Origin of the sequence: Arthrobacter sp. CAN_A2, from assembly GCF_015752045.1 — a bacterium.
GTDB lineage: Bacteria > Actinomycetota > Actinomycetes > Actinomycetales > Micrococcaceae > Arthrobacter_D.
Genome location: NZ_JADOUS010000015.1, coordinates 1 through 23,184, shown reverse-complemented (window position 1 = coordinate 23,184; position 23,184 = coordinate 1). Strand labels below are relative to the sequence as shown.

General features: G+C 65.1%; 20 protein-coding genes and 2 pseudogenes. 12 read left to right on the top strand and 10 right to left on the bottom strand.

Annotation, left to right across the window (positions count from 1 at the left end):
• Positions 1 to 93: 93 nt before the first annotated feature.
• From IWX63_RS15180 to IWX63_RS15165, 4 genes and pseudogenes are all read right to left on the bottom strand, one after another.
• Positions 94 to 309 (bottom strand): annotated as a pseudogene (locus tag IWX63_RS15180) (leucine zipper domain-containing protein); the annotation flags it as partial.
• A 457-nt stretch (positions 310 to 766) separates the two neighbouring features.
• On the bottom strand, positions 767 to 2,572 hold the full coding sequence (locus IWX63_RS15175) for a BCCT family transporter (protein ID WP_199278994.1): 1,806 nt from the start codon (positions 2,570 to 2,572) through the stop codon (positions 767 to 769).
• Positions 2,573 to 3,072: 500 nt separating this feature from the next.
• The gene (gene nhaA, locus IWX63_RS15170) at positions 3,073 to 4,422 is read right to left on the bottom strand and encodes a Na+/H+ antiporter NhaA (protein ID WP_199278993.1); all 1,350 of its coding nucleotides are present in this window, start codon (positions 4,420 to 4,422) and stop codon (positions 3,073 to 3,075) included.
• 174 nt (positions 4,423 to 4,596) lie between these two features.
• Positions 4,597 to 6,120, bottom strand: a complete 1,524-nt coding sequence (locus IWX63_RS15165) for a SulP family inorganic anion transporter (RefSeq protein ID WP_199278992.1) — start codon at positions 6,118 to 6,120, stop codon at positions 4,597 to 4,599.
• Positions 6,121 to 6,293: 173 nt separating this feature from the next.
• On the opposite strand from IWX63_RS15165, the gene IWX63_RS15160 reads away from it, so the two are divergent.
• The 9 genes from IWX63_RS15160 (at position 6,294) to IWX63_RS15125 (ending at position 14,297) form a co-directional block, all read left to right on the top strand.
• Positions 6,294 to 6,689: a MerR family transcriptional regulator gene (locus tag IWX63_RS15160; protein ID WP_199278991.1), complete on the top strand. Its 396-nt coding sequence runs from the start codon at positions 6,294 to 6,296 to the stop codon at positions 6,687 to 6,689.
• A 420-nt stretch (positions 6,690 to 7,109) separates the two neighbouring features.
• Entirely contained in the window at positions 7,110 to 8,399 is a 1,290-nt protein-coding gene (locus IWX63_RS15155; RefSeq protein WP_334685910.1) for an APC family permease, read from the top strand.
• A 139-nt stretch (positions 8,400 to 8,538) separates the two neighbouring features.
• On the top strand, positions 8,539 to 11,085 hold the full coding sequence (locus IWX63_RS15150; protein ID WP_199278989.1) for a molybdopterin oxidoreductase family protein: 2,547 nt from the start codon (positions 8,539 to 8,541) through the stop codon (positions 11,083 to 11,085).
• Entirely contained in the window at positions 11,082 to 11,543 is a 462-nt protein-coding gene (locus tag IWX63_RS15145) for a hypothetical protein (protein WP_199278988.1), read from the top strand. Before IWX63_RS15150 ends, IWX63_RS15145 begins: the two co-directional genes overlap by 4 nt.
• Positions 11,544 to 11,625: 82 nt before the next feature.
• A complete protein-coding gene (locus tag IWX63_RS15140; protein ID WP_199278987.1) occupies positions 11,626 to 12,795 on the top strand; it encodes a cation:proton antiporter in 1,170 nt (389 codons plus the stop codon).
• Between the two features lie 29 nt (positions 12,796 to 12,824).
• Entirely contained in the window at positions 12,825 to 13,139 is a 315-nt protein-coding gene (locus IWX63_RS15135; protein WP_199278986.1) for a hypothetical protein, read from the top strand.
• A gap of 287 nt (positions 13,140 to 13,426) precedes the next feature.
• Complete coding sequence (locus IWX63_RS15130) at positions 13,427 to 13,687, top strand: YrhK family protein (RefSeq protein WP_334685909.1); 261 nt, start codon at positions 13,427 to 13,429, stop codon at positions 13,685 to 13,687.
• Positions 13,688 to 13,764: 77 nt separating this feature from the next.
• Complete coding sequence (locus IWX63_RS16860; protein ID WP_334685912.1) at positions 13,765 to 13,980, top strand: hypothetical protein; 216 nt, start codon at positions 13,765 to 13,767, stop codon at positions 13,978 to 13,980.
• Complete coding sequence (locus IWX63_RS15125; protein WP_334685911.1) at positions 13,896 to 14,297, top strand: HPP family protein; 402 nt, start codon at positions 13,896 to 13,898, stop codon at positions 14,295 to 14,297. The genes IWX63_RS16860 and IWX63_RS15125 overlap by 85 nt, the downstream gene beginning before the upstream one ends.
• 77 nt (positions 14,298 to 14,374) lie before the next feature.
• Here IWX63_RS15125 and IWX63_RS15120 read toward each other — a convergent pair.
• The 6 genes and pseudogenes from IWX63_RS15120 to IWX63_RS15095 form a co-directional block, all read right to left on the bottom strand.
• Positions 14,375 to 15,627 (bottom strand): annotated as a pseudogene (locus IWX63_RS15120) (IS256 family transposase).
• Positions 15,628 to 15,759: 132 nt separating this feature from the next.
• Entirely contained in the window at positions 15,760 to 16,572 is an 813-nt protein-coding gene (locus tag IWX63_RS15115; protein ID WP_199278984.1) for an SDR family NAD(P)-dependent oxidoreductase, read from the bottom strand.
• Between the two features lie 188 nt (positions 16,573 to 16,760).
• Positions 16,761 to 17,369 carry a flavodoxin family protein gene (locus IWX63_RS15110; RefSeq protein WP_199278983.1) on the bottom strand — a complete coding sequence of 203 codons (609 nt, stop codon included), beginning with the start codon at positions 17,367 to 17,369 and terminating at the stop codon, positions 16,761 to 16,763.
• Positions 17,370 to 17,666: 297 nt separating this feature from the next.
• Complete coding sequence (locus IWX63_RS15105; protein WP_199278982.1) at positions 17,667 to 18,503, bottom strand: alpha/beta fold hydrolase; 837 nt, start codon at positions 18,501 to 18,503, stop codon at positions 17,667 to 17,669.
• A gap of 263 nt (positions 18,504 to 18,766) precedes the next feature.
• On the bottom strand, positions 18,767 to 19,489 hold the full coding sequence (locus IWX63_RS15100) for a class F sortase (RefSeq protein ID WP_199278981.1): 723 nt from the start codon (positions 19,487 to 19,489) through the stop codon (positions 18,767 to 18,769).
• Between the two features lie 40 nt (positions 19,490 to 19,529).
• Positions 19,530 to 20,309 (bottom strand): CHRD domain-containing protein, encoded by a 780-nt coding sequence (locus tag IWX63_RS15095; protein WP_199278980.1) that lies wholly within the window; start codon positions 20,307 to 20,309, stop codon positions 19,530 to 19,532.
• 503 nt (positions 20,310 to 20,812) lie between these two features.
• Between IWX63_RS15095 and IWX63_RS15090 the strand changes: the two genes are divergently transcribed.
• From IWX63_RS15090 to IWX63_RS15080, 3 genes are all read left to right on the top strand, one after another.
• Complete coding sequence (locus IWX63_RS15090; RefSeq protein ID WP_199278979.1) at positions 20,813 to 21,151, top strand: hypothetical protein; 339 nt, start codon at positions 20,813 to 20,815, stop codon at positions 21,149 to 21,151.
• Positions 21,152 to 21,551: 400 nt separating this feature from the next.
• Positions 21,552 to 22,250 carry a cupredoxin domain-containing protein gene (locus IWX63_RS15085; RefSeq protein WP_199278978.1) on the top strand — a complete coding sequence of 233 codons (699 nt, stop codon included), beginning with the start codon at positions 21,552 to 21,554 and terminating at the stop codon, positions 22,248 to 22,250.
• Between the two features lie 244 nt (positions 22,251 to 22,494).
• On the top strand, positions 22,495 to 22,956 hold the full coding sequence (locus tag IWX63_RS15080; RefSeq protein WP_199278977.1) for a cupredoxin domain-containing protein: 462 nt from the start codon (positions 22,495 to 22,497) through the stop codon (positions 22,954 to 22,956).
• Positions 22,957 to 23,184: the final 228 nt, after the last annotated feature.

The following is a 23,184-nucleotide window of genomic DNA, read 5'->3' as shown; positions in this document are numbered from 1 at the left end:
CTGCCGAAGCTCCTCGGGATACTTCCGTGGTGCTGCCATAATTCTCAACCTCTTCCAAGGGGATCAAGAACCTCCATTAAACCCGGGGCGGAACACAGTCTCGGGGGTCTGGGTGGGACTGGTGTGGGGTGCGCTGGAGCGGTCGACCAGCCCGGCCTCACCAAGTACCTGGTACCGGTGCACCCACTTCGTCACCGTCTGACGGGCCACCCCTGCTTCCGCGGCGACGTGGGCGATCGGGCGGTACCGGCAGCGTTCGACCAGGCGCAGTCTTCCGGCAGGGGTCAACGGGGCATTAGCGTGTGTCATGAGGGGTAGGTCCTTCGTGCGAATGGCTTGTAGAGGTACTTCCATCCTGCAACCAGGGACCTACCCCTTCCTCACACCAACACCCCTCCCGCGTGTCACCAACCTCATGACCCACAACAGCTAGTCGCCGGACGCGGCAGCGGTTTTCAGGTCCCGTGCGGTTGCCATCAACTCGTTCTGGCTCATGCCGTGGTCGGTGCCGCAATATCGGGTGAGTTGTTCATCGAGCATTTTCGCGAGGGTCTCATTGGTGCAGCGATCGACGGCGGGACGGACCGCACGGACCGCACATGTGAGGGCCTCAACGAAACCGGCACACCCGCGTCCACTCATCCCGCGCCTCCTGTTCCTGATGACTTGTGTAGCGGGGAGACAGTCCGCACCGTAGGGGCGGGCCTCCGCGCGGACGGCCGCCCTCCCGGAGGGGAGGACCGCCTCCGTCGTGCGTGGGATCCGGTTATGTCCGGGGGGATCCCCGGAACCGGGGACCGGAGTCCTGGCCTGTGCTCGGCGCGGCCGACCAGTCGGCGCCGACCGCGGCCTCTGACAGCGTGTCCGACGGGCGATCGGCGAGGTGTTCCTGGACCTGCCGCTGGACCTGGCCGGTCATCGACTCGTGGACCTGGTCCGTCACGCGGTCGGCCATGGCCGTCGCGGCGAGCGTCCGCTGGGTCGCCTGCCAGGCGCGGTGCTCGCCGTGGAACGCCTTCGCTGTGGACACGCACATGGCGAGCATCACGATGCTGAAGGGGAGCGCGGTGAGGATCGCCGCCGTCTGGATGGAACTGAGGCCGGTGTCGCCGACGAGCAGCAGGGCGATGGCGACCAGAGCAGCCAGTACCGCCCAGAAGACCCTGATCCAGTTCTTCGGATTCGGGTCGCCGCCGGTGGAGATCATGCTCATCACCAGCGCGCCGGAATCGGCGGAGGTGATGAAGAAGATGGCGATCAGGACGATGGCCCCGATGAGCAGCGCGGGCCCGCCGGGCAGTCCTGCCAGGAGGCCGAACAGCGCGTTCTCGGTGTCCACGGAGCCGTCGTCGGCGATCAGGCCGCCCTGGCCGAAGATCTCGCGGTAGATGGCGGAGCCCCCGAGCACGGAGAACCACAGGAACCCCAGCGTCGTCGGGACGAGGAGGACACCGGTCACGAATTCGCGGACCGTGCGTCCCTTGGAGATCCGGGCGATGAAGATCCCGACGAAGGGTGCCCAGGACATCCACCAGCCCCAGTAGAACGTGGTCCAGGCCGCCTGCCAGGCCTCGCCCTCCGCGCCGGAGAACGCCAGCGTGTTGAAGGTCAGGCCGACGACGTTCTGGAGGTAGTTGCCGATGGACTGGACGAACTCGCGCAGGAGGAAGAGGGTGGGGCCGGCGAAGAGCACCACGAGCAGGAGCAGGGCGGCGAGCACGAGGTTGATGTTGGAGAGCCATTTCATGCCCTTGCCCACTCCGGAGATGACAGACACGATGGTCAGCGCGGTGATGCACAGGATCAGCCCGACCTGGGTGGCTTCGGTGGCGGCGAGGATGTTGGCGCTGTCCAGGCCGGAGGAGATCTGCAGCACGCCGAGACCGAGGGAGGTGGCGACACCGAACAGCGTCCCTACCAGGGCGACGACGTCGATGGCGTGGCCCCAGGCACCCTTGACCCGGTCGCCCAGCAGGGGTTCGAGGGTCCAGCGGATGGAGATCGGGCGGCCGCGCCGGTGCACCGCGTAGGCGATCGACAGGCCGACGACGACGTAGATGCTCCAGGCGTGGAGCCCCCAGTGCAGGAACGTCTGGGTGATGGCCTGCTGGCCCACCTGCACCTCGGTGCCGGTGACACCGGGGCGGGGGCTGGCGAAGTGGTTGAGGGGCTCGGCTACACCCCAGAACACCAGGCCGATGCCCATGCCCGCGGCGAAGAGCAGCGCGAACCAGGACATGGTCGAGAACTCGGGCTTCTCGTCGTCCCTGCCGAGGCGGATGTCGCCGTACCGGCTGAATCCCACCCACAGGGAGAACACCACGAAGAAGGCCACGATGGCCACGTAGTACCAGCCGAAGGCGCCGATCACGTTTTCCTGGATGCCCGCGAACACGGCGGACGCGGTGTCGGGCGTGATCAGGGCGAACGCGACGAAGACCACGATCAGGAGGGACGCCGGGACGAACACCGGCAGGGCCAATCGTGCTCTCTGCCCGGTACCCGTGTCCGGCGGCGGGGCGTCCTGCGTGGGTGGACCGGTAACGGTCTCTTCCCGCGGCGTGATACTCATGCAGCTTCTCCTTCGGTGATCCGACTGTGATGCGCTCGTGATGCCTGGGGGCTCGTCGCGTCCGCAACACACGCCCCCCGGGCAGTGGCCAACCCTACCGAGATCGGGCACCTCGAGGGGCTGGGAACAGGAGGGCGTCGACGTGCCGGGCGCCGTGCGCTCGGTCGTCGGCGCCCTCGCGATCGGCGTCAGGGCAGGGATCGGGCGCGGTCGTGGGCCGCTGCCGGGAGGGCCTGGCATCGTGAGCGCATCGTTATCTCCACGACCGGCTCCGACCCCCACACACCCGAGCTCACACCCGGGAACTCATTCTGCCAGGAGGCGACGGCGTGGGTCATCCATCGGTGGGCGGGTGGGGCCCGAAGGGGCGAGCTCAAAGCCGTCCACTTGTGGTGGGCCGTTCCAGGGCTCATGTTCAGCGTTCCTCTGCTGACATCTTCAGCCACTAGCAGGCCGTGTCCCACACTTCCAGGGATCGAACGCGTGGCCGGATCAGCGGGCTAGGGTCGGTGCTGATAGACGTCGGGGGTTCCGTCGTCGTCGGCGTCGATCCGTTCTTCGGCTTCGAGGGTCCGGTAGTGGCGGTTGCGGGTGCGCAGCACGAGCGAGGCCAGGAGGGCTGCGGTGAGGGAGGCGGTGAGGATACCGACCTTCGCGTGGTCGTTGGTGGTTCCACCTTCGCCGAAGCTGAGGTCCGCGATGAGCAGGGACACGGTGAAGCCGATGCCTGCGAGCAGGGCGACGCCAATGAGGTCCACCCATTTCAACGATGCGTCGAGGTTGACGCGGGTGAGTTTGGTCAGCAGCCAGGTGGTGCCCACGATGCCGATGGGCTTGCCCAGCACGAGTCCGGCGATGATGCCGAGGGTGACGGGGTCCGAGAGGGCGGACAGGAGCCCGGTCCACCCGCCGACGGCGACGCCGGCGGAGAAGAACGCGAAGACGGGGACGGCGAACCCTGCCGAGAGGGGCCGGAAGCGGTGCTCGAAGATCTCGGACAGGCCGGGCCCTGCGTCCGGTCCGCCGCTGGCCTGGCTGCGGATGACCGGGACGGCGAAGCCGAGCAGGACGCCGGCGACGGTGGCGTGGATGCCTCCGGCGTGCACGAGTGCCCAGGTAGCGAAGCCGAGAGGGAGCAGGATGAACCATGCGGCGGCCGGCTTGAGCCCGAAGAAGCGCCGGTATTTCTGCGCGAGCACGGTGAACAGCGCGAGCGGGATGAGGGCCAGCAGCAGAGGAATGACGTGGAGGGCCTCGGAGTAGAACACCGCGATGATGGTGATCGCCAGCAGGTCATCGACCACGGCGAGGGTGAGCAGGAAGATCCGCAGTGCGCTGGGCAGGTGGGAACCGACGATGGCCAGCACGGCAACTGCGAAGGCGATGTCCGTGGCCGTCGGGATCGCCCACCCCTGCAGGGTGTCCGGGCTGGTGAGGTTGATGAGCGCGTAGATGATCGCCGGCACGGCGACGCCGCCGAAGGCCGCCGCGACGGGGACGACCGCTTTGGAGAACGTACGCAGGTCCCCGGCGACGAACTCGCGTTTGAGTTCCAGCCCGACGAGGAAGAAGAACACCGCGAGCAGGCCGTCCGCCGCCCACGCGCCGAGACTCAGCTCCAGGTGCCAGGGCGCGTAGCCGATCCGGAAGTCCCGGAGGGCGAAGTAGCTCTCGGAGGCGGGGGAGTTGGCCCAGATGATCGCGACCGCTGCGGCGATGACGAGCAGGATCCCGCCCACGGTCTCCTTGCGCAGGATTTCCCCGATGCGCAGGGCCTCGAGGTAGGTGCCACGGCCCAGGATCCCCGCGGGCGGGGCTGAGGGGCGGTGATCGGGTGATTTCTCGGGCACGGAAACTCCTAGGGGATTCGGGGTCGACGACAGAACCTGCCGACCAGACTTCCCGGCTCACCTCTGATCACCTTACCGATCGATCACCGTCCAGTGAGCAGGAAATCGATCTCAGACATGGCACGCCGGAGGGTGACATGTCCCTTCGTATCTGGGTGCTCGATGTGTGCCGGGTCAGTGACCGGCGCCGAGTTTCCTGCCGAGCCGCTCGCGCATCATGGTGGAGGCCTCGTTGAGCCCGACGATCGCCACGTCGGTGCCGTGGGTGCGGTACTTCTCGGTGATGGCGTCGAGGGCGGCGATGGTGGACGCGTCCCAGAGGTGGGAGCCGTGCAGGTCGATGGTCACCTGGTGCGGGTCCGTGGCGTAGTCGAACTGCGTGTAGAGGTCGTTGGAGGAGGCGAAGAACAGCTCACCGTTGACCGTGTACGTGGCGTGCCGGTCCCCGTTGATGGTTTCCTCGGTGCGGTCGACGGTGACGAAATGGGCGACCCTCCGCGCGAATGCGACCATGGCCACGACCACGCCGACGACGACGCCGATGGCGAGGTTGTGGGTGGCGACGGTGACGATGACGGTCGCGAGCATGACGGTGGTCTCGCTCTTGGGCATCCGCTTCAGGGTCGAGGGCTGGATGCTGTGCCAGTCGAAGGTGGCGATGGCGACGAAGATCATGACCGCGACCAGGGCGGCCATCGGGATCACGGAGACGACGCCGCCCAGAACCACGACGAGGATGAGCAGGAAGACCCCGGCCAGGAACGTGGAGATCCGGGTGCGTGCGCCGGAGGCCTTCACGTTGATCATGGTCTGGCCGATCATCGCGCAGCCACCCATCCCGCCGGTGAAGCCGGTGACAATGTTCGCCACGCCCTGACCCCACGCTTCGCGAGTCTTGTGGGAGCGGGTGTCGGTGACGTCATCGACGAGCTTGGCAGTCATCAGGGATTCCAGCAGGCCGACGAAGGCCATCGCGAGGGCGAACGGGAAGATGATCTGCAGTGTCTCAAGGGTCAGCGGCACATTGGGGATGAACAGACCCGGCAGCGAACTGGGCAGCTCGCCCTTATCCCCCACGGTGGGGATCGCGAGGGCAGCAAAGACCGTGATCGCGGTCAGAACCACGATCACGACCAGCGGGGCAGGAACGGCCCTGGTGATCTTCGGCAGGCCGAACACAATGACCAGCCCCAGGACCACGAGGGGGTAGACGAGCAAGGGGACACCGAGGAGCTCAGGAACCTGGGACATGAAGATCAGGATCGCCAGGGCATTGACGAAGCCGACCATGACCGAGCGCGGAATGAACCGCATCAGCCTCGCGACCCCGGAAACGCCAAGGATGACCTGGAAGACCCCGGCAAGGACGACCGCGGCGACGAAGTAGTCCACGCCGTGGGAGGCCACCAGTGGAGCGATGACCAGGGCGATCGCCCCGGTGGCCGCGGAGATCATAGCGGGCCGACCCCCGACGAACGCGATCGTGACAGCCATCGTGAAGGAGGCGAACAATCCGATCCGCGGGTCCACGCCGGCGATGATGGAAAAGGCGATAGCTTCCGGGATCAGGGCCAGTGCCACGACGAGGCCCGCGAGGACTTCGGTCTTCAACCGCCCCGGCGATTTCCGGGTCTCTCGCACGGATTGCAGCTGTTCGGGGGTGATCACCGGCTGATGATCAAGGGGTGTGGCGGCCATTTCTGGCTCCGTTCATGGTCGAGAAGACGCAGACGTGCGGCTTCGCTTTGCAATGCGTGAGGAGGCGCAGCGCCGCGCCAGGAGGGTGCCCAAAGTTCGAGGTCTTATCCCACAACCAAAACTCTACTCTAACGTGATGGTAGAGTTTGCATTAGACTAGGACGGAGGCGCTTATGGCGGCCAAGACCAGCAGTACTAGCACGATGCATATCGGTGAGCTGGCGGAGCGGACAGGCCTGTCGCTGCGGACCATCCGCCACTATGACGATGTGGGGTTGCTCCCTGCCACGGTGCGGACCGACGGGGGCTTCCGGGTGTTCTCGGACGATGACGTCGAACGCCTGATGGTCATCAAGCAGATGAAGCCCCTGGGGTTCTCGCTCGAGGAGATGGCTGAGATCCTTGGTCTCCTTGCGTTGCCGGCTAGCGCGGTCGCGCAGGAGTCCGATACGACAGGATCCGCGCCCCTGATGGCCTTTCTGGAAAAGGCTGTCCTTCAGCGGGCGAAGATGGCGCGGAATCTGGCACAAGCCGATGACTTCATCGAAAGACTCAAGGGTCGGGCCTGAGCTGCGTTGAAGACAGCGGGCGCGGTCAACGATCGGTGAGTCCGTCGCCGGCGAGGCGCTGCCAACCGGCGGCCGCACCCGGGCGTTCTACGCCTCAGTGAACAGCCTGCTCTGCAGGGCCACGCCAAACTAGCTGTTGTCGATAGACATCACCCCGAACCACCCGAACGCGGCAAGCTCTACCTGCGCGATCCGGATCGGAGACTACTCCATCGACACCAAGTCGATCAGCCACCCTCCCGATGGGGCCATTTCAAACCGCCACAATGGCGCCAATAAGGTTGACACACTCAGACGTACCCGTGCAAGGCCGAATTACCCGAATACAGGAAGCGAACCATCATGACCAAGGACTCTCAGCCAGATCATCAGGAAACCACTCGATCCGAAGACCACATCGACGACGGCGATGATCAGAAGTTGTCCCTTATCGGATCGGTCGCCTTGGGTACGGGGGTGATGATCGGGGCGGGAATTTTCGCCCTCGTCGGCCAGGTCGCCGAACTCGCCGGCGGCTGGATGCCATGGGCGTTCTTCGCAGGGGCGGTCGTCGTGGCGTTCAGTTCCTATTCCTACATCCGCTACTCGGCAGCGAACCCGTCGTCCGGCGGGATCGCGATGCTCCTCAAAGCCGCCTACGGCCCCGGCGTGATCGCCGGATCGTTCTCCCTGTTCATGTACGTGTCGATGATCCTCGCCGAAAGCCTGCTGGGCCGCACCTTCGGCACGTACCTGCTGCGCCCCTTCGGCCTGCAGGACTCGGCACTCTGGGTGCCCATCCTTGCCGTCCTCGCAATCGCCGCCGCGGCGCTGGTGAACCTGGTCGGTAACCAGTGGGTGGAACGCTCGGCGACAGTCACCGCGGCCCTGAAAATCATCGGCATCGCCGTCCTCGCCATCGGCGGGATCCTTGCCTCCGGACTCTCCTCCCTCGGCCGGCTCTTCACCACCGCGGATCGGACATCGCCGGATTCCGGATGGCTAGGTTTCCTGGCCGGCGTCACCCTGTGCATCCTCGCCTACAAGGGCTTCACCACCATCACCAACCAGGGCGCCGACCTGAAGAATCCCCAGCGCAACATCGGGCGTTCCATCATGATCGCGATCGGCCTCTGCACCGTCCTCTACCTCCTGATCACCGTCGCCGTCACCGGGAGCCTCACCGTCCCCGAAATCGTCGCCGCCCGCGACTACGCCCTCGCCGAAGCAGCCGAACCCGCCTTCGGATCCTGGGGCGTGACACTGACCGTCATCATCGCGATCATCGCCACGCTCTCCGGGCTGATTGCCAGCCTGTTCTCCGTCTCCAAGCTCTACGACATGCTCCACAACATGGGCCAGGCACCGGGCCTTCCCCGACACACAACACATCAGTCACTGCTCATCACCGCTGGGCTCGCGATCCTCATGGCGGCCTTCTTCGACCTCTCCCAGATCGCAGCTCTCGGCGCGATCCTCTACCTCGCCATGGACATCGCCATCCACTGGGGCATCATCCGACACCTCCGACACGACATCGACGTCAAAGCGTGGATCCCCGCAGTCGCGATCGCCCTGGACGTCGCCGTCCTCATCCCGTTCCTGTTCCTCAAAGGGCGATCGGATCCACTCACCCTAATCATCACCGCAGCAACCGTGATCATCCTCACCGCTATCCAGTGGTTCATGGTCCACCACCGCAACCAGCAGGAAACCCCCGACCATTCATGATCCAGGGACCCCACACCGGCGGGCCTGCCACTCGGTGTCAGGGATGGAAAAGTGGTTGCCGAGGCCACCATGCGGGTCTACGTTGACGAAGAGATAAGGGACCTGCCCGCCCTGGACAACAGCTGATAAGGAGTCCGTAATGGTTGATCGTATTGCCGAGATCTGGGGAACGCGTACCCCGTATGCCAGGGATGAGCGGTGGCCGGTCCGGGTGGATCAGGTCCTCGCCGAGGGCGTCCGCGAGGATGAGGTGGAGCGGTGGGTGCAGTCGGCCTGCGTGCTGTGCAGTAACGGCTGCGGGATCGACATCGCGGTCAGGGGCAACACCATGGTCGGAGTCCGAGGCAGGGCCGTGGACATCGTCAATCATGGCAGGCTCGGACCGAAAGGCCTCTTCGCCAGCTGGCAGGGGGTGCAGAACAAGGACCGGCTCACCGTCCCCCTCGTGCGGGAGAACGGCGTCCTGGTCGAATCCGACTGGGAGACCGCCATGGAGCGGATCGTCTCTCGCAGCCGGGCGCTGCTGGACGACAAGGGCCCACTGTCGCACGGCTTCTACACCAGTGGACAGTTGTTCCTCGAGGAGTACTACGCCCAGGCGATCGTGGGCAAGGCGGGGATCGGCACCCCGCACATGGACGGCAACACGCGTCTGTGCACGGCGACCTCCGCTGCCGCGATGAAGGAATCGTTCGGTTCCGACGGGCAGCCGGGGAGCTACGTCGACATCGACGAGTGCGACGCCATGTTCCTGTTCGGACACAACATGGCCGAAACGCAGACGGTGCTGTGGACGCGGGTCCTCGACCGGATCTCAGGGCCTGACCGGCCGAGGATCGTCTGCGTCGATCCTCGCCTCACAGAAGTCGCGCGGGTCGCCGACGTGCACCTGCCGGTGCGCCCGGGAACGAACCTCGCCCTGATGCACGGCCTGGTGCGGGAGCTGTTCGTCAACGGCTGGATCGACCAGGACTACATCGATCGGCACACGGTCAACGTCGAGGAGCTGCGCTCGACCGTCGAGCCGTGGACGCCGGAGGCGGTCGCCGAGACCTGCGGGATTCCTGCCGACGACGTGCGGCGGGCCGCGGAGATCTTCGGGACCTCCGAGCGGGTGCTGTCCACGGTCCTGCAGGGCTTCTACCAGTCGGCCCAGGCCACGGCGGCGTCCTGCGCGGTGAACAACCTGCATCTGTTACGCGGGCTGATCGGGCGGCAGGGGTGCGGGATCCTGCAGATGAACGGGCAGCCTACGGCACAGAACAACCGCGAGTGCGGCGCGGACGGGGACCTGTCCGGCTTCCGGAACTGGGAGAACCCGGAGCACGTCGCCGAACTCGCCGACCTGTGGAACGTGGACGAGGCCATCATCCCGCACTGGGCTCCACCGACCCACGCCATGCAGATCTTCCGGTACGTGGAACAGGGTTCCATCGAGTTCCTCTGGATCTCGGCGACGAACCCGGCAGTGTCGATGCCCGAACTGCCGCGCATCCGGGACATTCTTGCGAAGGAGGGATTGTTCCTGGTGGTGCAGGACATGTACCTGACGGAGACCGCCCGGTATGCCGACGTCGTCCTGCCGGCCGCGGGCTGGGGTGAGAAGACAGGGACGTTCACGAACGTGAACCGCACCGTCCACCTCTCCGAGAAGGCTGTGGAGCCACCGGGTGAGGCACGCAGCGACCTGGACACGTTCCTCGACTACTCACGTCGGATGGGGTTCACCCAGAAGGACGGGTCCCCGCTCCTGGACTGGACCGACCCGGAAGACGCCTTCAACGCGTGGCGTGAGTGCACCCGGGGCAGGCCCTGCGATTACACCGGCATCACCTATGAGAAACTCCGCGGCGGTAGCGGTGTCCCCTGGCCCTGTAACGACGACCACCCGGACGGGACGGTGCGCCTCTACCGCGACGGGGTGTTCGCCACCGATCCCGACTACTGCGAGACCTACGGCCATGACCTGCTCACGGGAGCAACCGTCGGCCCGGAAACCTACAAGGCCAACAATCCCGCAGGGCGGGCGATCTTCAAGACGGCCCCGTACCATCCGGCCCACGAGACGCCGGACGACCGGTACCCCCTCCGGTACACCACCGGGCGAACCGCCTACCACTTCCACACGCGGACCAAGACGGCGCGCGCACCGCAACTGAACGACGCAGCCCCCGATGCGTGGATCGAAGTGTCCGTCGCCGACGCACAGAAGTACGGTATCGAGGAAGGCGATGTCGTCCGGGTCGAGTCACGCCGGGGGCATATCACCGCTCCCGCACGGGTCAGCGGCATCAGGCCCGGCAGCATCTTCGCCCCTTTTCACTACGGATACTGGGACGAGGGTGGAGCTCCCACCAAACGGTATCGGGCGGCGAACGAGCTGACCATCACCGAGTGGGATCCGGTCTCCAAGCAGCCCGTCCTGAAGAACGCCGCCGTGAGCATCGAGAAAGTCGCCGACGGGGTCGGCTACACACCCGCCCCCACCACGACGGCGTCCCGACCGGTCCAGGTCCCGCCGCCCGGCCGCCACGGGGACGACGGGAACTCCCCGAACCAGGATCGCGGGAGACGAGGTCGCGGACGGCGTCTCCTGCCCACCGAAGGTGGACCCGCAGCCCAGGCCACGGAGACCATCGCGCCGGTCGACCCGCCCGCCGTGGCGACGAAGGAGGAACGCTCATGAAGCTGCCCGTATACCTCGGCCTGCTGCACAGGTCCGAAGGCACGCTCGCCCACTCCTTCCGGCAGGTCGCAGAAGGCCACGGCCATGAACCCGACGTCCACTTCATCTGCGAGACCCTCGCCGGCCAGTGCGACGAGCACCAGCGGGCCCTGGCACCGATCATCGAACGGTATGGCGAGGTGCAGGACGAGGACGAACCCGAGCGCCTGCACGCCGAGAAGCTGACGGACACCCGGTCCGGACCCGTGGGCCTCCTGCGCGACCTGCAGGACCTGTATCTTCTCGCAAGCCTGGTCGACATCACCTGGACCATGATCAAACAGGCCGCCCAGGGACTGCGCGACGAGGACCTTCTCGCCGTGGTCTGCGACTGCGACGGCCAGACCAGTACCCAGCTCAGATGGTTGCAGACCCGGATGAAGCAGGCAGCACCCCAGGCACTCATCGTCGCTCAATGATTACCAGGTACAAGTCCTAGCAGCGCCCATTCCACCCGCCGCTCCCACAGGAGTGTTCGGGGTCCACCTGTGAGGAAGTCCCGTGTTCGCGTCCCTGCTGCTCTGCTTCGCGGTCCTGCTGCTCATCGGTGTCCTGATCTCGGAACGGGCAAGCCGCACCATCCTGTCCACCGCCGTCCTGTTCCTGATCAGCGGGTTCCTCCTGGGACCGGGTGTCCTGGGGGTCCTGTCGGTCGAGGCCGGAGATCCGGTGGTGAAGGGCCTGGCGGAACTGGCCCTGTTCTCGGTGCTGTTCACCGACGGGATGCGGGTCGGCTGGAAGGACCTGCGCTCGGCCTGGCAGCTTCCAGGGCGGGCCCTGCTGCTGGGACTGCCCCTGACCCTGCTCATCACCGCGGTCCTCGCCCATTACGTCGCCGGCGTACCCTGGCTCGAGGCGTTCCTGCTCGGCGCCGTCCTCGCGCCCACCGACCCCGTCTTCGCCTCGGCCATCGTGGGACGCGAGGAAGTACCCGGACGCCTGCGCCACCTGCTCAACGTCGAGTCCGGAGTGAACGACGGACTCGCCCTGCCCATCGTCCTGGTCCTCCTCGCCGCCGCCGGCGGATCGGACGCCGAAGGGTGGCAGCTCGCCGGGGAGATCGGCTTCGGGATCGTCGTCGGCGTCCTCGTCCCCCTGGCCGTCCTCACCCTGGAGCGCCTGCCGTTCCTCAAGGCCGAGAAGAACCTGCAGCCGCTTCTGACCGTCTCCGTCGGACTTCTCGTCCTTGCCCTGTGCACGGTGACCCACGCGAACCTCTTCCTCGGCGCTTTCTCTGCGGGCATCACCATGGCCTCCTACCGTCCCGAGGTCCGCGAAGACTTCGAGCAGTTCGGCGAACTCGTCACGGAACTGCTCAAACTCGCTGCCATCCTCGTCTTCGGCGCCCTGATGACCCCGGTCTTCCTGTTCCAGGAGATCCCCCTCACGGGTTGGATCTTCGCCGTCCTCGCCCTCGTCGTCGCACGGCCCGTAGCCCTGTACATCTCGTTTCTCGGCAGCAATTTCCCCGTTCCGCTGCAGATCGCGGCCATGTGGTTCGGCCCGAAAGGGTTCGCCTCCGTCGTCTACGGTCTTCTCGTCCTCGAATCAGGCATCGACCAGGCGAATGTCCTGTATCACCTCGTAGCCCTCGTCATCGTCATCTCGATCCTCGCCCACTCCTCCACCGACGTCGTCGTCGCCAAAAAGCTCGACGCCCAACGGCACTGAGCACCCTCACCTGGAGAAAGGAGAAAGGAATGGAACACCACGAAAATGGACAGCGCGGCGCGCGGCCTCGGACCGGTAGCGAAGGGTCGCAGGTTGCCGACATGCAGTCGGCGATCTTCGCTGTCGCCGCCCGTTCCAAGGGCAGAGAGGTGGAGGACGTTAAGCGGATGCTTCAGGAGGAGTTCGACCATCGACAGGTGACGCCCCAGGCAGGGCCGTGGCTGGACGCCGTAGCGACAAGCGCCGCCATCGGGAAGCCCTACATCATCAGCAACGAAGCCCTCTGGGCAACGGAAGCGAGACAGGACGCGGGAGAACGCGGCCCTCACAGCAGCGACGCCTAGTACGCTCACAGCGCCCTGGCAGAAGTCACCCGATCCCCAGCGCGGCGGTGACGGCCTCGTCCGGCGCTTCGCCCGCACTCCGCGCGGAGGCCGACAGCGCGGTGACAAGCATGCGGCGCTCCTCAGGGTTCATCTGCTCCACCACCTTTTGCAGTGAACGCCGACGATGGGACCTCACCCTATCGACCAGCGCCCGTCTCTCGTCGGTGAGCTGGAGGCTGACCAAACGCCGGTCCCCGGGCGTTCCGTGCGGCCTCATCAGCCCCTCCGTTTCAAGGCGATCGCTCGTGCGGGTGGCGCTGGACGGGTGGACGCCCAGATCGGCCGCCACCGCCCCGAGGGTCTACGGGACCGGCGTCGCGATCATGATCAGCGCGGTGTGGTTCATCATCGACAGCATTCTCTCTTTCAACGAGGAGACCACCACCACGGGCACCTTGTTCTTCCTCGCCGGCACCCTCGAGCTTCTCATCCGACCCGTCATCCGACTCACGAGGAAAACCCGCATCCGAACCGTGTCGGCGAACTCGAACACTAACGACTTCTGAACGCGTGCTCCCGTGCACGTGCATAGGTCCGAGGGTGGCAACAGGGAAGCGCGCATCTGATCGAAAGGACTCTCGATATGGCTCTGCAATCACTCCACCCCCGACTCCAGGAATCACCCAACCGTCTGGGGAGCGGGCTGTACGCAGCACTGCTGTCCCTGATCGTTCTCGCCGCCAGCGGTGGCCTCGGGTTGGCCCTCCACGCGCCCTGGCTGTTCCCGAGCCTCGGTCCGACGGTGATGCTGTTCTTCGAATCCCCCAGGAGAAGGCTTCCCGCCCGTCCAACGCCCTGATAAGGCACGGAGCCGGGCTCCTGATTGGGGCGGCATGCCTCTACAGCTTCGGCCCGCAGGATGACCCCTCCGCCCCCGCTGGCGGCCTGACACCCGCCCACCTCATGGCAGGAGCTCTGTCCGTCGCCCTGACCACCCTCGTGCTCACCTGGGCGAAGACACCACACCCACCAGCCGGAGCGACCACCCTCATCGTCAGCCTCGGAATCCTTACAAGCCCCGCCGAGCTGCTGTCCATGGCAGGAGCGATCATCTTCATTACGGTTCTTGGCTGGGGACTCAACGCGCTCCTGGGCATGAAGCCCTCCACCGCCTAGGAACAGTGTCACACACAACGCCACCGGTTCCTCGGGCCGGGACTGTCTGATAAACGGTGTGTGGGTCCGGCATTTCATTAGTGAGCGGTGCTTTCGAACCGGTTGGCGAAGGTGATCGCGAACGCGTTGAGTGCGGGTTTCCACTTGATCACCCAGCGTGCTCTGCCACCGCCGGTCGGGTCAAGAGACCGGGTCACCAGATAGAGACACTTCAGCGCTGCGGCCTCTTTCGGGAAGTGCCCGCGCGCTCTGACGGCCCGCCGGTAGCGGGCATTGATCGACTCGATCGCATTGGTCGTGCAGATCACCCGTCGGATCTCCACCTCGTACTCCAGGAATCGGCACAAACTCCGCCCAAGCGGATTCCCATAGCTTGATGATCGCCGGGTACCGGTCGCCCCACTCAGCGGTGAACTCGGCGAACCGGTCCTTCGCCGCCTGCTCCGACGACGCCGTGTAGACGGGTTTGAGGGCTTTCACGATCCCGTCCCGGTGTTGCCGGCCGGCGTAGCGGAAGCTGTTGCGGATAAAGTGCACGATGCACTGCTGCACAACCGTCCGCTCCCACGTCGTGTTGATCGCCTCCGGGAGGCCCTTGAGCCCGTCGCAGACGGCGATGAGCACGTCGTCAACGCCGCGGTTCTTCAGCTCGGAGAAGACCTGTAACCAGAATCGGGCGCCCTCGGCGCCGTCACCGGCCCAGATCCCGAGGATCTCGCGTTCCCCGTTCACGGTGACGCCCATGACGGACGTAGAACGGGGTATTACGCACCTGCCCGTCACGGACCTTGACCACAATCGCGTCCACGAAAAGCACCGGGTAAAGCGGATCCAATGGCCGGGAAGCCCACTCGGCCAGTTCCCCGGCGACCTTCTCGGTGATCCGGCTGATGGTGTCTTTGGAGACCTTGGCTCCGTAGACCTCTTCGAAGTGCGCTGCGATCTACCCGGTCGTCAGCCCGCGGGCGGAAAGGGAGAGCACGATCTCGTCGATGCCGTCCAGGCGCCGCTTCCGCTTGGGCACGATCACCGGTGTGAGCGACCCGTCGCGGTCTCGTGGCGCCTCGATCTCGACCGGGCCGATCTCCGTCAGCACCGTCTTCATCCGGGTGCCGTTGCGCATGTTCTCCGCGATCGGTGTCTGCCCGTGCTCATGCCCGAGGTGCTCGGTCAACTCGGCTTCAAGGGCGGTCTCGAGAACGTTCTTCGTGAGCTGGTTCAGCAGCGCACCCGGGCCGACCAGGCTCACGCCCTGCTCCCGGGCCTGGGCGAGCAGTCGCTCGGCGAGGTCCTTTTGATCGATGATTTTTCCTGTCACAGGATCGATCATCGCCTCTGATACTTCGTTCGTGAAATCGTTCACGGCCATCTCCTCTCGGATCAGGCCGGACCCTCACACACCGTTTTTCTTACAGTCCCCTCGGGCCGGACGTTGCGGTGCGTGCGGTGAATGCGGTGGTGTTCAGATGCTTCGGTGGGTGCGGACAGCGGTTTCGAGGGCTTCGAGCCGCGGGGCGAGGAGTGCGTCCACGGCGAGGGGGTCGGTTTTGTTCAGGTCCTGCATTTTTCGTCGGGTGGTGGCTGCTGTGTTGATCTCGTGGTCGCCGGCGATAATCCCGGCAAGGATTTCGGTGACCACGTCGGCGACGGGGCGTCGGCCAAAGCCGAGGTCTTCGCCGGCGGTGGAGCTGGTCATCATGTCGGTGTCCGTGGCGCCGGGGTATGCGGTGGCGACGTGGACTCCGGTGCCGTGGACTTCGCGTCTGAGGGCTTCGCTGAAGTGGGCGATCCCTGACTTCGTCGCCGCGTACACGGTGTAGAACGGCAGCCCGGTGAGGGCTATCCCGCTGGAGATGGCAAGGAGGATACTTCCACGGTTGGCTGCGGATTCCTTCAGGGCTGGTAGGAGGGTCCGGGTGAGCAGGATCGGGGCGGTAAGGTTCAGGCTGATCATCGCCAGCACGTCCTGCTCGGGCAGGTCTTCCAGGCGGCCCGCCCGAACGTTCCCGGCGTTGTTGATCAGCAGGTCCACCGGGCCCCGCGCCCGGGCGGCACCGGCTACCCGGTCGACGGCGCCGGGTTCGGTGATATCGGCAGCGAATACGTCGGCCGTCCCGCCCGCGGAACGGACCATGTCCGCTGTCTCCTCCAGCGGTGCGGTCCGCCGGCCCACCAGAAGCAGATTCCCTTGCTGGCGTCCGAACTCGACCGCGAGGGCGCGACCGATTCCGGTGCCTGCACCGGTGATCACACCGGTCCTGTTCGTGATGTCCATGACTCGTCCTTTCTCTGGTGACGCCTCAACAGGCGCCTGATTGCTTCGGTGTTCGTGGGCTTTGACGTACAGCGCAGCCAGCGGCTATCCAGGCAAGTGGGCGGGTTACGGCACGCTGCGTGGCAGCACCGGCAGGTGGCTTCGTCACCGGGTTCGAGCGCCCGGCCCCTTCCCTTTTGTCCTAGGTGTTATTGAGTGGGGTAGGGGGAGGCGCGGAGGGTTCGGGCGAGGTGTGCTGCGTTCCGGGCGAGGCCCGCGTTGGTGGAGGCAACGGGGTCCGGGACCTGGTCGAGGTCCTTGAAGTCCACGGTCTGCATGGCTTCGCCGACCCAGTAGGCGCCCGCCTGTGCGGGGAGGGTGAAGCCGACATCGTTGAGGGCCTGCATCAGGTCGGCGATGGTTTTATGGGCGCCGTCCTCATTGCCGACGACGGCGACAGCAGCGACTTTCCCGTACATGATGGGCCGGCCTTCCTCATCGGTTTCGGACAGTTCGGCGTCGAGGCGTTCCAGGACCTGCTGGGCGACGCTGCAGGGGTGTCCCATCCAGATCGGGGTGGACAGGATCAGGATGTCAGCGGCGAGGATCTGCTTACGGATTTCGGGCCATTGATCTCCGTCACCCATGTCCGTGAGGACACCGGGCTTGACGGTGTAGTCGACAACCCGGAGCAAGGACGTGCTGGCCCCGTGGCTCTTGAGCTCATCGAGGATGTGCTGGGCCATCAGCTCGCTGCTGGAGGGTTTAGGGGAGGGGGTAAGGGTGCAGATCAGGGCAAGAGCGGTCAGGTCGGCCATGGCATTCCTTTTCAGGCTGTTGATGATTGTCGGGTCCTGCTCATCTTTCGCCTCATCCTCTGTCCAGGACCAGCTGATTTCCGGACCAGCTGCGCCTCGCGCACCGCAGGTCAGCTCACCGGTCGTAGGTTATCGAAGTTCAACTTGTCGGCGGTCGACGGGTGGCGTTGATGGATGCACAGGATGGCTTATGTCTGGGCGGGCCTCTGGTTCCCGGCGCCTACCTCCCACCGGCAGCGGTCCCGCCGGTGGGAGGTGGGAACCATTGCTGGTTTCTCAGGTGTTAGCTGGAAGGGGCTATTTGGCGAGGAAGGTGATGAGGGCCTGATTCCATTCGTCGGGGTGGCTGACGTTGCAGCCGTGCGGTGCCCCGTTGATGACGTGCAGTTCGCTGCCGGGCAGGGCTGCGTGGGTGCGCGCGCCTGAGCCGTCGAAGGGAACGACCCCGTCGCCGTCACCATGCAGGACCAACGCCGGGACAGTGACTTTTGACAGGTCGTCGCGGAAGTCGGTGGTGCCGAAGGCTTCCATGCAGGCCAGGGCGGCTTTCTTGTCGGCCTGCTTGCACAGGGCCAGGGCTTCCTGGCGTTGCTGCTCGGTTACCTTCAGTTCGCCGTTCACGGAGAAGAAGTCCCGGGTGAACCCTTCGTAGAAAGTGTCCTCGTCCTTCGTCAGATCAGCGGTCATCCCCGCGGCGGCGTCCTTCGTGAGGGGCCCCTCCGGGTTGTCGTCCCCCTGCAGCATGAAGGGCGGGACGGCGGAGGCGAACACGACGCTGCGGAGCCGCTCATTCCCGTACTTGCTGAAGTAGCGGGCAACTTCGCCGCCGCCCATGGAAAACCCAACCAGGGTCACATCGGTGAGCTCGAGGGTTTCCAGGAGGGTGTGCAGGTCTTCGGTCAGGGTGTCGTACGTGTAGCCCCTGGCGGGCTTATCACTGCGGCCGAAACCCCGCCGGTCATACGTGATGACCCGGTACCCGGCCTGCTGCAGGGCCGGTACCTGGGCTGTGAACGCCGCACCCGAGAGGGGCCACCCGTGGATCAGGACCACGGGCCGGCCGGTGCCCCCGGTGTCATCGACGTGCAGGTTCGTGTCCTTGAACAGGCCGTGATGGGCAGTAACTTCAGTCATGGAAAGCCTCCGTGCATCGGTTCGTGGGTGTCGGACGCGTACAGGACCGACTCTAACAATTCGTCAGCAGGCTGTCTTTCGGATGGGTTTCGTGAGCACGATGTGGCAGTGCGGTGCAATTGGGACCACCGGCGGCAGACGCCCGGTGGCGAGGCCGTTGTTCCCGGTATGCACTCAGGCCTGCGAAACAGCGGATGCCGGATGCTAGTCATCCGCTCGAGTCGGTTCGGTGGATCAAGGTTTCGACGGCGGGTTGTGCGGGGTTAGAGGAGTTTGGCGTAAACGACGTAGTTATCGTCGAATTCTCCGGTTTCCGGGTCGTATCCGTCGCAGGTGATGAGTCGTAACTCTGAACCTTTCGTGTTTCCATACACGGTCAGGGTGGGGAAGGTGTCTTTCGGGTATTGCTCGCCGCGGTCGACGGCGAAACGTGCTGTCGTTCCGTCTTCCCTGGTGATTTCGACGACGTCGCCGGCTTTCAGGGCGCGGAGGTTCGCGAAGACGCCGGGGCCGGCGTCGGTGGCGTTGACGTGTCCGAGCAAGACCGCTGGTCCTCGCTCTCCCGGGGTGGGGGACTGGTTGTACCAGCCGGCGGGGGCTCCGGGATCACCGGGTGGCACCTCGAGCGAACCATTGTCGCGCAGTCCCAGCGCGAGAAGGTCGGAGCCGGCACCAATGGCTGGGATCGAGAAAGATACCGGAGTGGACGCTGGCAGAACCGGCAGTTCCGGTGGGGCCGGGGCAGCGACGGGAGGTGCGGTCCCTGACTGTGTGGCCGTGGTGGACGGTGTGCTGCTGGGCGTGGCAGACGGCGTGGGGGCGGGGGCCGAGGGTGTTGCTGTGGCTGTGAGCGTCGCAGTAGGAGCAGTAGGAGCAGTAGGAGTTGCTTCGGAGGTGGTGCTGTTGCCGCATCCGGTGAGTATTAAAGCGGCGACCGCCGCAGAAACCAGAAGGTTCCTGCGGCGGTCGCTGGGTGAACTAATCATGGTGTGAATACTGTCCGATCAGTTCGTCGTGCTTGGTGGATTATGCCTGGTCGGCTGCGCGGCGGCGAACGACGTAGGTTCCGCCGGCTGCTGCTGCCAGGACGAGACCGCCACCGAGGGCGAGGACGCCGGTGTTGGATCCGGTGTCCTGTGCGACACCGGTGTCGGCGCCACCGTTGGGCATGGCACCCATCTGGGTTGCTGCAAGGACGCCGCACAGTGCGGGCGAGGTTGCGGCCAGGGGCAGTTCGGGGGCGATGTCACTCGGGGCTGCTGCGGCTTCGGCGCTCAGTGTTGCCGGGTCCAGGCCGTGGACGACGACGACGGCTTTGCCGGCTTCGAGTCCTGCTTTGGTTTCAGGGGTGAGCTGCACATCGTCGCGCTGGATCTGGTAGTTGCCGCCCATGCCGGCCAGCTTGAGGTCCAGGGCTGCGGCGGGGCTCGTGTCGCCGCTGGTGGTCAGCGTGTTGGTGATGGGGCCGTAGGCAGGTGAGCCTTCGGTGGTGTTGATGACGCCGTCGCCGTTTTCGTCAGCGGCCGCGGTGGGGCACTCGCCTGCAGCCTGTGCGCCGGTGTGGATGTGCTGGACGTGGGGGTACGGGGCGTCCATGAAGGTTTCGGCTAGGCCGGAGACCTTCAGGTCCACAGACGCAGTGTCACCATTGACGTCCAGGGTGATGCTGCCCGTGCCGCCGCTGCCGTTGAGTTCGTTCAGCGTCGAGGAGTAGGACTCCTCCGCTGCCAGGGCCGGCGACGACGCCAGGGCCAGGGCGCCAAAGGCGAGGGTGGGAACTGCCAGGAAACGCATTGCCTTGTTCATAAAATCAAGTCCTTCACTGTGCGGTGAGCGCGAGCCCATACGGGCACGTCTGGTTGTGATTCGGAGCACTCCGCGGCGCGGATTGGTTTTCCTCCACAATCACTGCGGAACTCCGGCACCCGTAGCTTGTGCGGTGCTAGTGCTCACTGTAGGCACGAAACCATGCCACGCGGAAGACAAAAATGTGACTCGTGATATAGATGAGGTTTACTGATGGGCATGACCACCCACCCGAGTGCCCCGCACCCGTAGCACCCGGGTAGCCGGCGGCCGCAGGTTCGAGAGGGCGTGGCGGAAGCCGGCACCTGACCGGGAGTGCCGGTTCGCTCCCGAGCGGACTCGGACTCGGACTCGAACGCGGACTCGGACTCGAACGCGGATTCGGATTCGGGTTCGAGTGGGTCTATTCACGAGTGGCCCGGCCCGGCCCGGGCTGGGCGGCGCGCTTACAGGTGGTGTACGACTGCCACGGTGGGTATGCCATCGGAGAGAGGGGTTGGGCTATGAGGATTTCCGAAGCGGGTCAGGACTTCGGTTCCCTGCTGGCCACTGCGCAGGGGCAACAGATGAAAAATTTCGAAGCGCTCCGTCATGGCCTCGTGCAGAATCTCCTGAAAGTTCGCCAACGATGTGAAGAGGTCAACGCTGCGCACGCTGATGGTGGGTCGGCGCGAACCGGTTGCGTTTCCGTTTCCGCCGAGCAGGTGCACGCTCAAGGGGTGCTGTGCGCGGCTGTGAGAGCCATCGAGGATGTCGACGCCGTCCTGCACCAGATGAGGCAGGAAAACAAGTTGGACGTTTTGGGGTCAGGTAAATCTCAGCGAGTGGGCGTAGTGTCGTGATCGTCCTCATGTGCGAGTGATCGATGGCCGGAATTTCGTATCCGGTCGGAAGCGTCGGGGAACACGATGAGCGGCCTCCACCGTGTGTTCCCCGACGCTTTCTCATGCCACGACCAGTAGTCACCGGCAGCCGCAGCCAGCCACACCAGCCACTGGCAGCCATAGGCACCGGCTCGTAGCCACAGTCACTACTGGCAGCCACGGGCACCACTGGTAGCGATTGGTAGCCACGGGTGGCTACTGGCAGCGACTGGGGGGTTTGGGGTTGGGAGCTATGGGCGGTTGGACTTTTTTTGTGTGTTCGGTGGCGGTTTCGTTCCGCTCAGGCCCAATCCGGCATGCTGTACGTGACGAAGATCATGCGGCGGTGGTTTCACGGCAACGGGCGTCCATTCCACTGATGCCCATCACAGTTGTTCCCCTCAACTCCCCGCCAGAGGGCCAGATCATGATGACCAGGAACAAAGTTCTCAGTGTCGCTTTCACCGCAGCTTTGATCGGAGGGGCGGGCCTTGGATCGACCGGGATGGCGGTGGCGTCTCCTGGCCCGGTGTCCCAGGCGGTGCCGGCGATGACGACCGGGCAGATGTCCATCAGCATCGACGATTTTGTTTTCTCGGGGCCGGGCACCGTGAGCCCGGGCGGAGAGATCACCGTCTCGAACAATGACAGCGAAGCCCATACCGTCACCGCTGATGACGGTTCCTTCGATGTCACCGTCCCCGGTGGAGCAAGTGCTACTTTTACCGCCCCCAGCGAAGCCGGCAGCTACGGGTTTTTCTGCAAGTTCCACGGCAATATGAAAGGCTCCCTGACCGTCGGAGCCGCAGCCGTGGCACCGGCCCCTACCGCGCCGACGACAGCACCAGCACCGGCGGCACCGGCTCCCGAGCCTGCAGAATCCAAGGTTCCACAGCCCGGCAGTGCAGGACACGACGGGATGGACCAGATGGGCGCGGTGCCCAAGGGCGGCGCCGACACCGGAGCGAGCACCGAAGCAAAAGATGGGTCAACGATCATTGCCCTTGGTGGGGGACTGGTCCTCCTGGTCGCAGCCGGCGGAACCTATGCTGTCCGCCGCCAGATTCGCGATAACTAATCTATCCGCTGCATCTTGTGAGGTCCGCAAGGGGCTGCAACTAGCCCTGCGGACCTCGACGGTTCGTTTCCGAAGCGGGAAATCGGAACCCGCAGACCCGGGTGCAGGGGAAAATCTGCAACAGGGTGTGATGCAACAGGGTGTGAGGTGCCCGCACCTACTTCAGAAAAATTCATGCCCGACCATAGTCTCAGTCACTCTTTGGGCATGATTCACGGGTTCACGATCTTTGGAAGGTACGACCATGCAGGTACGTTACGGAATTCCGGCCCTGATGCTCGCCGCAGTCCTCACCACGGTGACCGCCTGCGGATCCGAAGCCGGTCCCAGCAGCGCCGAGACGAGCAGCACCGAAACGATCGCGCCCAGCGAGGCCGCTGCACCGGAATCGACTGCTACGACCAGTGGGGCCGGCACCTCCTCGCCGGCATCGTCTCCTGCCGAAGCAGCGCCCGCGGAGGAGGCAATGATCACCATCAAGGACTTCGACTACGACATGCCCGAATCCATCGCGCCGGGTGCGACGGTGACGGTGATCAACGAAGATGACGCCCCGCATACTGTGACGGCGAAGGACGACGGAGGCTTCGACGTCGATGTTCCCGCCGGTGAGACAGCGACCTTCACCGCACCCGAAGAAGCCGGCGACTACGAAGTCATATGCACTTATCACCCTCAGATGTCCGGGACCCTGGTCATCTCATGAGCCGGGCTGGCAGTTTCGCTGGACAGCGGGGAGCAGACACCGCCGGGGAACGGAAGCCGGCCATCAAGGACCAGGGGCGCAACCGACCGCTCATGATTGTCCTGCGCGTACTGGTCGCGGTGGGCCTGATCGTCAGTGTCAAGTACCGGGTTTTGTGGAGGTTCGGTTAGGCCCGTTCCAGTTTTTTGGTGACGGGTAGATGGGCGTAAAAGTTGGTTTCGGCTTCGA